This is a genomic window from Variovorax paradoxus (assembly GCF_030815855.1).
Lineage (GTDB): Bacteria > Pseudomonadota > Gammaproteobacteria > Burkholderiales > Burkholderiaceae_C > Variovorax > Variovorax paradoxus_M.
In genome coordinates, this window is record NZ_JAUSXG010000001.1 from 947,084 (window position 1) to 952,954 (window position 5,871).

General features: G+C 66.7%; 8 protein-coding genes. 5 read left to right on the forward strand and 3 right to left on the reverse strand.

Features of this window, described 5'->3' with window-relative positions:
* Positions 1-70: 70 nt before the first annotated feature.
* Together QFZ42_RS04470 and QFZ42_RS04475 are read right to left on the reverse strand one after the other, a co-directional pair.
* Positions 71-457: a RidA family protein gene (locus QFZ42_RS04470; protein ID WP_307699795.1), complete on the reverse strand. Its 387-nt coding sequence runs from the start codon at positions 455-457 to the stop codon at positions 71-73.
* Between the two features lie 7 nt (positions 458-464).
* Positions 465-1,607: a DSD1 family PLP-dependent enzyme gene (locus QFZ42_RS04475; protein WP_307699796.1), complete on the reverse strand. Its 1,143-nt coding sequence runs from the start codon at positions 1,605-1,607 to the stop codon at positions 465-467.
* A gap of 71 nt (positions 1,608-1,678) precedes the next feature.
* On the opposite strand from QFZ42_RS04475, the gene QFZ42_RS04480 reads away from it, so the two are divergent.
* A complete protein-coding gene (locus QFZ42_RS04480; RefSeq protein ID WP_307699797.1) occupies positions 1,679-2,632 on the forward strand; it encodes a LysR family transcriptional regulator in 954 nt (317 codons plus the stop codon).
* Between the two features lie 185 nt (positions 2,633-2,817).
* Positions 2,818-3,402 (forward strand): BPSL1445 family SYLF domain-containing lipoprotein, encoded by a 585-nt coding sequence (locus QFZ42_RS04485; RefSeq protein ID WP_307699798.1) that lies wholly within the window; start codon positions 2,818-2,820, stop codon positions 3,400-3,402.
* Between the two features lie 32 nt (positions 3,403-3,434).
* Here QFZ42_RS04485 and QFZ42_RS04490 read toward each other — a convergent pair whose 3' ends face one another.
* On the reverse strand, positions 3,435-4,283 hold the full coding sequence (locus QFZ42_RS04490) for a plasmid replication/partition related protein (RefSeq protein WP_307699799.1): 849 nt from the start codon (positions 4,281-4,283) through the stop codon (positions 3,435-3,437).
* 318 nt (positions 4,284-4,601) lie between these two features.
* On the opposite strand from QFZ42_RS04490, the gene QFZ42_RS04495 reads away from it, so the two are divergent.
* The 3 genes from QFZ42_RS04495 (at position 4,602) to QFZ42_RS04505 (ending at position 5,812) form a co-directional block, all read left to right on the forward strand.
* Positions 4,602-5,147, forward strand: coding sequence for a sigma-70 family RNA polymerase sigma factor (locus QFZ42_RS04495; protein WP_307699800.1), 546 nt, complete (start codon positions 4,602-4,604; stop codon positions 5,145-5,147).
* 101 nt (positions 5,148-5,248) lie between these two features.
* The gene (locus tag QFZ42_RS04500) at positions 5,249-5,455 is read left to right on the forward strand and encodes a DUF4880 domain-containing protein (RefSeq protein ID WP_307699801.1); all 207 of its coding nucleotides are present in this window, start codon (positions 5,249-5,251) and stop codon (positions 5,453-5,455) included.
* Positions 5,456-5,557: 102 nt separating this feature from the next.
* Positions 5,558-5,812: an MbtH family protein gene (locus QFZ42_RS04505; protein ID WP_307699802.1), complete on the forward strand. Its 255-nt coding sequence runs from the start codon at positions 5,558-5,560 to the stop codon at positions 5,810-5,812.
* Positions 5,813-5,871: the final 59 nt, after the last annotated feature.

Below are 5,871 nucleotides of genomic sequence, written 5' to 3' on the forward strand. Positions count from 1 at the left end.
ATTCATGCAGCCTTTTCTGCGGCCATTGCAACGGCGCGCCAGTATGCCATCGGCAACACCGGCGCCGGCACTAGACGGTGGCGACGGCCTCGACCTCGACCTTCACGCCGAAGTGCAGCGGCCCCGTCGGCACGATGGCGCGGGCCGGCCGTGCATCGCCGGCCCATTCGGCGTAGATCGCATTGAACGCGGGCCAGTTCTCGATGGCGTCGAGATAGACGCGGACCTGCACCAGGCGATCGATGCCGCTTCCGGCCGCCTGCAGCGCGGCCCTGACGTTGTCGAGCACCTGCCGGGTCTGCTCTTCGAAGGAGGCGGCCGCCAGCTTGCTGCCGTCCGGCGCAATCGGCAGTTGCCCGGAAACGAAGACGAAGCCGTTGGCCACGGTGGCGTGGCTGTAGTGCCCGCCCGGCGCGGCGAGGCCCTGCGGCGCGATGGGTTGAACGGTGCTTGTCATGTTCTTGCTACCAGCCGTGGAGGCGGCTCCAGGTTGTCAATGTTCCATCTTGCGCCAGCGCGTGGTACTCGGGAAACTGGGCGCCGGTGGCGCAGGCGTGGTTGGGCAGGATGCGTAGCTGCGTGCCGATGGGAAAGCGCGCCGCAATGCCGGTGTCGGGCGTGCCTCCGCGCGACAGGATGCCGTGCTCCTGGTTGGCACCGCTCAGAACATAGCCGTCGATCAGTTCGCCATCGGCGCCGCAGACCTGGCCGTAGCCATAGTCGCGCTTCTGCTTCTGCGTGCCGCGGTCGCGGCTCATGGCCATCCAGCCCGCATCGACGATGGCCCATCCCTTGTCGGCCTGGTGGCCGATCACCGTCGTGAGCACGCTGAGCGCAATGTCCGACGTGGTGCAGACGCCGATGTTCTTCATCACCAGATCGAACAGCACATAGACACCGGCGCGCACTTCGGTCACCCCGTCGAGTTGCTGCGCGGACAGCGCGGTGGGCGTCGAGCCGACGCTGACGACGGGGCAGGGCAGGCCCGCGGCGCGCAGCCGCTCGGCCGCGCGCACGCAGCCCGCGCGCTCCTGCTCGGCCATGGCCGCCAGCGCTTTTGGCGTGTCGAGGTCGTAGCTCGAACCTGCATGCGTGAGCACGCCGCCGAGCCGCATGCCACCGGCCTGCAGCGCGCTCGCTGCTTCGAGCAGTGCCGCTTCCTCGGGCTTGATGCCGGAGCGATGACCGTCGGTGTCGATCTCGATCCAGACCTCGAACACCTCCCCGTGCATGCGGCCGAACTCCGCGATGAGGCCGGCGGAAGCGGGGCTGTCGGTGATGATCTTCAGGTCGCAGCCCTTGCGCCGCAGCGCGAGGGCCTGCGGCAGCCGGTGCTGCGCCATGCTCACCGCGTAGAGGATGTCCGTGATGCCATCGGCGAAGAACTGCTCGGCTTCCTTGAGCGTGGAAACCGTGATGCCCTGCGCTCCCGCGGCAAGCTGGGCGCGCACGACCGGCGTGCACTTCGTGGTCTTCACGTGCGGGCGAAAACGCGGGCCGAGTGCATTCATGCGCGCCTGCATGCGGCCGATGTTCTGCTGCATGCGCGGCAGGTCGATCAGGGCGGCCGGCGTGCCGAGCGCCGCAAGGGGTGATGGTGTGTTCATGCGGTCGACTGTAGTCATCCGAGGGGGCTGCGTGGTTTAATGAAACTGCAACTATCGTTAAGCCCGGCTGAATGCTCCGCATCGAAGATCTCCAGCTTGCCGCGGCGCTCGCGCAGGCGCCCTCGTTGAGCGCGGCCGCGCGTGTGTTGAACGTCACGCCGCCCGCGCTGTCGATGCGATTGCGCAAGCTCGAGGCCATGCTCGACGTGGCGCTGGCGGTCCGCACGGCGCGGCGCCTGAGCCTGACGCCCGAGGGCGAGCGTTTCGCCCACGAAGCGGCGGCCTTGCTGGCCGGCCTCGAGGCGCTGCCGCAATCGTTCCAGCGCAACGACCGCAGGCTGACCGGCACGCTGCGCATTGCGGCGCCGTTCGGCTATGGAAGGCAGCGCATCGCACCGATGCTGGCCCGCTTTGCGCGGCTGCATCCCTCGCTGGGGCTGCAGCTTGACTTGCGGGAAACGCCGTGGCCCGACCGGCACGACTCGGACGTGGTGATCCACATCGGCACGGTGCGCGATTCATCATGGGTGGCGCGCACGCTCGCCTTCAATGAACGCTGGCTGTGCGCGAGCCCAGGCTATCTGCGCACGCATGGAACGCCGCAGGAGCCGCGCGACCTGTTGAAGCACTGCTGCATCAGCATCCGCGAGAACGAGGAAGACGTGACGCTGTGGCATTTTCACCGGCCCGCGACAAAGGCTTCGGGCAAGGCAAAGGTGGACGATGCCGCGCCGCGGCAGAAACCGCGCGAGACGGTGCGCATCGTGCCCAGCTACACCTCGAACGACGGCACCGTGGCGCGCGAGTGGGCCGAGCAGGGCCTCGGCCTGGTGCTTCGCTCCGAGTGGGATGCCGCGGAGTCGGTTGCCCGCGGAACCCTGGTGCGGGTGCTGCCGGATTGGTCGCTCGACAGTGCGCCCGTTGCCGCGCTGGTGCCCACGCGGCAGGGCCGTACGGCGCGCGTGCAGGCGCTGCTTCAGTTCCTTGAAGAATCGCTCGGGAAGCTGCCGGCGCAGCGGCGCTGAGCCGGTTTGCTTTCTTTCAGCCCGCAGCCCGGGCTTCTTCGACGGCTTGACTTCGCGTAGGCCATTTTCGCAAGCCGTTTCCGGCGGGATTTTGCGGAACTAGCATGGGTCGAACAGGCCGCCGGGTGCCACGAAAGCACTCGGCTCGTTCATCGGTTCTTGCGTGTCTTGTAAAGGAGAACGCCATGCGATCCATCCATTTCCGCAGCCTTGCTCTCGCGTGCGCCGTTGCAGTCGGCGGCATTGCGGCCGTGGGCTGCACCACCACGCGGCCTGGCGACCAGGCAAGCAGCGCATCGTCGCGCGCTTCGATCGACGCCCAGGTCGACGCCGCGTTGTCCAAGCTGTATGACTCCGCCAGGGGCTCGCGCGAACTGGTCGCCTCCTCGAGCGGCGTGCTGGTGTTTCCCGCCGTGGTCGGTGCCAGCATGGGCATCGGCGCCGAGTACGGCCGCGGCGCGTTGCGCGTGAACGGACGCACGCAGGCCTACTACAGCACCACCGCGGGTTCGATCGGTTTCCAGGCCGGCGCGCAGTCGAAGGCGGTGATCTACGTGTTCACCACGCGGGCCGCGCTCGACAAGTTCCGCAGCAGCAACGGGTGGACGGCCGGCGCCGATGCCACCGTGGCCGCCGCAACATTCGGTGCCAACGGCAGCATCGATACCAATACGCTGCGCCAGCCCGTGGTCGGCTTCGTGCTGACCAACGTGGGCCTCGAGGCCGGCGTCTCGCTGTCGGGCGCGAAGATCACCGAGATCCGGCTGTAGGTGGTTGGGCCGGCCGAACCCTGCCCGGCCGGTCAGTTCACCAACTGCGCCTCGAGTTCGGCGATCTGCCTGCGCAAGGCCTCGTTCTCGGCCGTGAGTTCGGCCACGCGCTGCTCCAGCAGCTGGAGAGCGTCAAGGTTTTTTTCGGGCTGATCGGCGGGATTCGATTCAGCGGATTCGGCGGGCTCCTCACGCGGCTTGCGCTTGGCCTCGCGAACGCGCTTGGCGGCCTGCTTGAGTTCGTCCTTGCCCGCGTTCGCCGCGGAAACCTGTTCTTCGGCGGACAGGCTGGCCACCGCCGCCGCGGTGTTGATGGAAATCACGCCCGCCTTCACGGCCGCCACCAGTTCGGGCGCGGCCTGCTTCTGGATCTTTTCGATCATCACCACCTGGTTGCTGCTGAGCCGCGCGGCGCGTGCGATGGCTTCGCGGCTGCTGAGCGGCGCGGGCGGGGGCAGGGCCGAAGCGTTGTCGGCGGACGATCCGTCGGCGGGCGTGTCGGCGTCGAAGGGCGCGCCGTCATCCGACGGTGCCGTGTCGGCCAGTGCGCGCGCGCGGCGCTCGTCGACGATGTCTTTCTTTCGCAGCGCCAGCACGCCGCGCAGAAAGTCCGAAATGCTGCGCCGGCCGAGGTGCTGGTCGATCATCCAGAGGTGCACGTCCTCGATGGACTTGAAGCGCGTGTTCTGCACCGTCTGGAACGGCAGGCCGTGCTTCTGGCAAATGCCGTAGCGGTTGTGGCCGTCCACCAGCACGTCGCCCCACAGCACCAGCGCATCGCGGCAGCCCTCGGTGAGGATGCTGCGTTCCAGCGCCTCGTGTTCCTCCGGAGTCAATGGATCGATATAGGCTTTGAGTTCTTCGTTGACGACGATGTTCATGAGAGGGATCGGGAGCGCAGGGAGGTGGGGAAGGGGCGGAATTCTAGATGCGGGGCGGGCGCGATCATCGGGCTGTCATGCAACCGGCCGAACATCGCCGAACGTTTGGTTGCGTGAAATCGTCGCTGGGCTGTCTCGCTTTGGCGTGCTCGAACGTCTACTGGGTATGGAGCATGAAGGGTTGGGGAATAGGGCTTTTTTGTATCCACAAGTAGTAATAATTCTCATTTGTATTGAGCACTTCAGGAGTACCTCCCTCATGTTCATGTGTCTGCAGCCTTGCCAACGTTCTTTCGGGCGGTTCGCGCCCCGCCTCGCATGATGAGGGAGCCCGTCGACCTGTCGATGCCTCTTTCCGAGCCCACGCTCGCCGAGGTCTTCATTGCGAACCGTCCGCAGCTTTTGCGCGTGGCGCGAAGAATCGTCCGCACCGCGGAGCTCGCCGACGATGTGGTGCAGGACGCCTATCTGAAGATTGCCGACGGCCCCTGCGTGCGCAAGGCCGACCGGCCGATCGGCTATTGCTGCCAGGTCGTGCGCAATGTGGCGCTCGACTGCTGCCGGCGCCATACCGTCGAAGCCAACTACCGCACCTTCGACGTCGACGTGGAGGCACTGGACGTGGCGGGACCGCCTTCGCCGGACCGGCTGATGCGCGAGCGCCAGGCCATCCACGCGATCGACAAGGTGCTGGCGGGGCTGCCCGCGCGAACGCGGCTGGTGTTCGAGCTCTATCGGCTCGAAGGCCTCACGCAGCGCGACATCGCACTGCGCCTGGGGTGCGCGCTCGGCCTGGTGAACGGGCTGATTTCCGAAGCGGCGCAGGCGATCAAGCAATGCGGCCGCTTGCTCGACGACGATTGAGCGGCTGGACGATCGAACCCCGAACGCGTGCGAGATTGGGGTAAGGTAAAAGCCTTAGCGCCGACGCATGGTGCTGCCGCGCAATGCCACACACTCCACGCATGACACAAGAGCAGGACGACCCTAACTGGAGCGCCGCATGGCAATGGGTGCAGCGCGAGCACGACCGCGACAGCTTCGATGCGGCCGCGCGTGCCGAGATGACGGCCTGGCTTCTGGCCGACCCGCTGCATCGCAAAGCCTACGACAAGGCGGCCCGCCTGTGGCTGCTCGCGGGGCTGGTGCCTCCCACCGCTTCCTCGGAGTGAACAGATCGCGTCCTGAAACGTCTTGTTGATCAGAGGAGCGAAGAGATGACCCGCCGGGTCGCCGAATCGCTTTAATCTGTTCAACCGCATAAGGACGTATCCATGTCGACGAGCTGCTTCGATCGCGAAGACGAGACTTTCATCGTTCTGGTCAACCACGAAGACCAGTATTCCATCTGGCCGCACTGGAAGGCCGTGCCCAAGGGATGGACCGCGGTCGACGGCGTCAAGGGCGACAAGAAGACCGCGCTGGCCTATGTCGAAGAGACGTGGACCGACATGCGACCCCGCTCGCTGCGCGAATGGATGGCGCAGCAGGAACAGCACCCGACGACCACCGAAACCGCGGCCGGTTGACGCGCGTGGAGACGAGCGTCTCGCTGCTGTGCCTGCCGTGTGCGGGCGCCAGCGCCACG